This window comes from Mesorhizobium sp. M2A.F.Ca.ET.039.01.1.1, from assembly GCF_003998035.1.
In the GTDB taxonomy this organism is placed as follows: domain Bacteria; phylum Pseudomonadota; class Alphaproteobacteria; order Rhizobiales; family Rhizobiaceae; genus Mesorhizobium.
In genome coordinates this window covers 1-2,820 of sequence record NZ_RZRY01000751.1, presented here as the reverse complement: position 1 = coordinate 2,820, position 2,820 = coordinate 1, and the positions used below count along the sequence as shown (strand labels likewise).

The 2,820-nt window shown below is 58.6% G+C and carries 2 protein-coding genes and 1 pseudogene; 2 read left to right on the top strand and 1 reads right to left on the bottom strand.

The window, feature by feature from the left end; all coding sequences use genetic code 11:
* Positions 1 to 164 precede the first annotated feature (164 nt).
* Complete coding sequence (locus EOA24_RS33105) at positions 165 to 629, top strand: ProQ/FinO family protein (RefSeq protein ID WP_066991372.1); 465 nt, start codon at positions 165 to 167, stop codon at positions 627 to 629.
* A 540-nt stretch (positions 630 to 1,169) separates the two neighbouring features.
* Here EOA24_RS33105 and EOA24_RS44155 read toward each other — a convergent pair.
* Positions 1,170 to 1,664, bottom strand: a complete 495-nt coding sequence (locus tag EOA24_RS44155) for a hypothetical protein (RefSeq protein WP_348633091.1) — start codon at positions 1,662 to 1,664, stop codon at positions 1,170 to 1,172.
* A gap of 910 nt (positions 1,665 to 2,574) precedes the next feature.
* On the opposite strand from EOA24_RS44155, the pseudogene EOA24_RS42555 reads away from it, so the two are divergent.
* Positions 2,575 to 2,820: pseudogene (locus EOA24_RS42555) on the top strand (hypothetical protein); the annotation flags it as partial.

Here is a 2,820-nt window from a genome sequence, read left to right as displayed (position 1 = left end):
GTGCACCCGATGCTATGATCACAAAGCTGGTGGTTTGACGCCGGTCGAGAGCATCTCTTCAAGGCCCCTGCCCGGCGACTTTTTCAGGCGTCCACAATCATTGCATATATGGGTGCTACGGAGCGTCCGAACTGGGAACAAAACAAATCGGGCGAGGCTTGATCATGACGACACCCAACCGAGGGAAATCGCCCGCACAGCTTTTCCGGCATCTATCGGCAAAGTGGCCTGCGGCGTTCAATCCGAAAGCGCCCATGCCGCTTAGGATCGGCATCCATCATGACATTCGCGTGCTGGACGGCGAACTGTCAGATGATGAATTGAGGAGAGCCCTGCGCGCCTATACCAGCATGCCCAGGTACTTGGCGAGACTGAATGCTGGCGCTGTGCGGGTCGATCTTGATGGCGAGCCGGCCGGCGAGGTATCGGATGCGGAGGCGGCGAGCGCCAAGGCTTTGCTGTGCGCCCGCAAGAACAAGGAAGAGACCAAGAAGACGCCGGAGCCAAGGGTGCCTGATGCCCCACCCCAACCGAAGCCGAAGCAAACGGCCGTGTTCAACGCGAAAAATACGGCTGGAATAGTCGTTGAGACGAAGCGTCGCCGGTCTTTCCGAAAGCCGATGGCTTGAGCGCCACAGATCTCCCAAGACTCATGGGCTTCCGAGTAATAGCCATGATGAAGAGGGCAAAGCAGCGCATCCTAGCTTCTAGATGAATACCGTTGCCCTCCCAATCTCCTCGCGACTTCTGAGGAACGGAAACGATCAATCGGACGACCAACCTTCCGAACGCGCAAGAACTGTCGGCTATGCCATTGGGCAAAGGACGGCTGCCCCGAGTTAATCGGCGGCAACTTGGCATGGCAAGAGAAGACAACTCCAGTCAAGAAGCCAGCCGCGAAACGCTAGGCTAACGCCTAAGGTCCGGAGCTCGCCTTCTGCTCAACGCCATCACAAGGATGGCGTTGAGCAGCGTAACGAACCTTACATCCTGATGATGCCAAGCCGTCCTGGACGTGTCGATCTGGTACCCGATTTAGCGTATGAACGAAAAAAGCTTGCAGTTTTTTCGACACGCCGCCGCTCGAAATGTTCCATCTTTGCCTTTGACAACGGCTGCCTTGGTCATGCGAGCTTCCCGTACGGCGGCGGCTTTTGCGACCGATCGCTCTAAAGCTGCCCGCACCCGCTCGTCGCTAGCCACCGCGCCCGCGCCAGGTGGGATGTCCAAGCCAGACGTGCCCGTTCCGGCTGGCGCTCTGCGTCAATGTTCAAGATGGCTCGTGCCACCTTGCGCCAGTCGAGGCCCATCGCCTCCGACATCAGCAGGACAGCGTAAGTCTGAAAGTGCGCCACGTCGTAAGGTGTGACCTCGGCCAACTCGGGTGTTTCATTATCGATCCAGGCCTCCTCCTCCTTTGGGGGCGCGTCGATGTAGCGGCCAATCGAGGCCAGGTGCGCCGCAATCTGGTAACGCAGGTGATCGCGGCCCCCGTAGCGCGCATCGATTTGGCCGAGCTTCTTGTACAATCCCCTACGCTTGTCGCGCGGAACATCGGTATCGCCCAGGGAGTAACAACTCGGACCGACGGCGCAGATATCGCAGCCCGTTGCGACCACGTCCTGCACGAATGCGGGAATGTCCTTTTCTTGCATGCGCTTCATTTCAATAGGCCTCTTCTGATTTCACATTTCCTTATCACAGATCACCCAATTTGCAACCCTGCCGTGCAATCTTGGGCGTCACTGCGGCGCGCGAGCACCTTCCCTCACAGTTCAGCCCAGTGAATCCGCCGCGCGCGCCTCGCCCCGGAGCCCGGAAGAATTAGCTCTTCCCTGTGCAGGAAAAACCGACGCGCGAAGAACTCAAGATTTGGGTATTGCTCCCTTCCTGCGCAGCGCTCTGCCGATAGCGCAGCCTGTCGAGGCAGAAGGCAAGGAAGGTAGCCCGCAAGTGTCGGAGAAGCTGCGGCTTCCAGATTGGCGCCGCTCGCACGGTTGCTGAGGCCGGTTTACCCTATCGAACACTATGCCGACCGAGGAAGAAGCCAAAGCTCCGCCCGGTGGACACCCCAACCCACGCCGACCGTTAACTGGGGCTCGGGCGAATGCGTAGACGTGGGGACAAAGCTCTGGGACAGTTGGGAGGATGATGCCCTCGTCGCGAACCCGGAGGCGCCGGTCTGCCAGACTAGTGGTCGTAGGGAATCGGCCCACGCTCTCAGTTAAATCAGGAGACATGATCCGAAAACCGAAGCTTTGCGAGCTCAGTTCCTGTCCCGCTTAGTGGCTATTTGTGTTCTCTATTCTGCCATACGCCTAATGAGATTGTCCCACCTGATGACCGTCCCTAACTTGGCTGAGATCGAACGCTCGCCGCGTCTTCACGGTCGGCAAAAAGGCGCGCCTTCCGTTGCGTTACCTATCGCGGGTGTCGCGTTTGGACCAGTTTTATGCAAGTGCGAGCAGCAAAACACCGTACAGGTACGCCGTTGACGAGCGGCCCGGCATGGTACACGTTTGATTAAATCGGTTTAGCCGCGTCACCTCACAGAGCACGGCCACGTTCTGCAACATGCACCACCAAGTAACACGAAACAAAGATAGCAACGCTCGGGAAAGCCGCGACATCAATTTGGACTTGATCGCGGTCGTCGCCGCCGTGAGCGACCGTGAGCCTTGTGTTCTCACCGTCGGGCAGCGGGATTCCCTTCCGTCCGGGCCGTTCGAGCTCAGCCACCGATCGCTGCAGTCTGGCCTGAGGGACTGGGTCGAACAGCAGACAGGCCATCCGCTGGGCTATATCGAGCAGCTCTATACC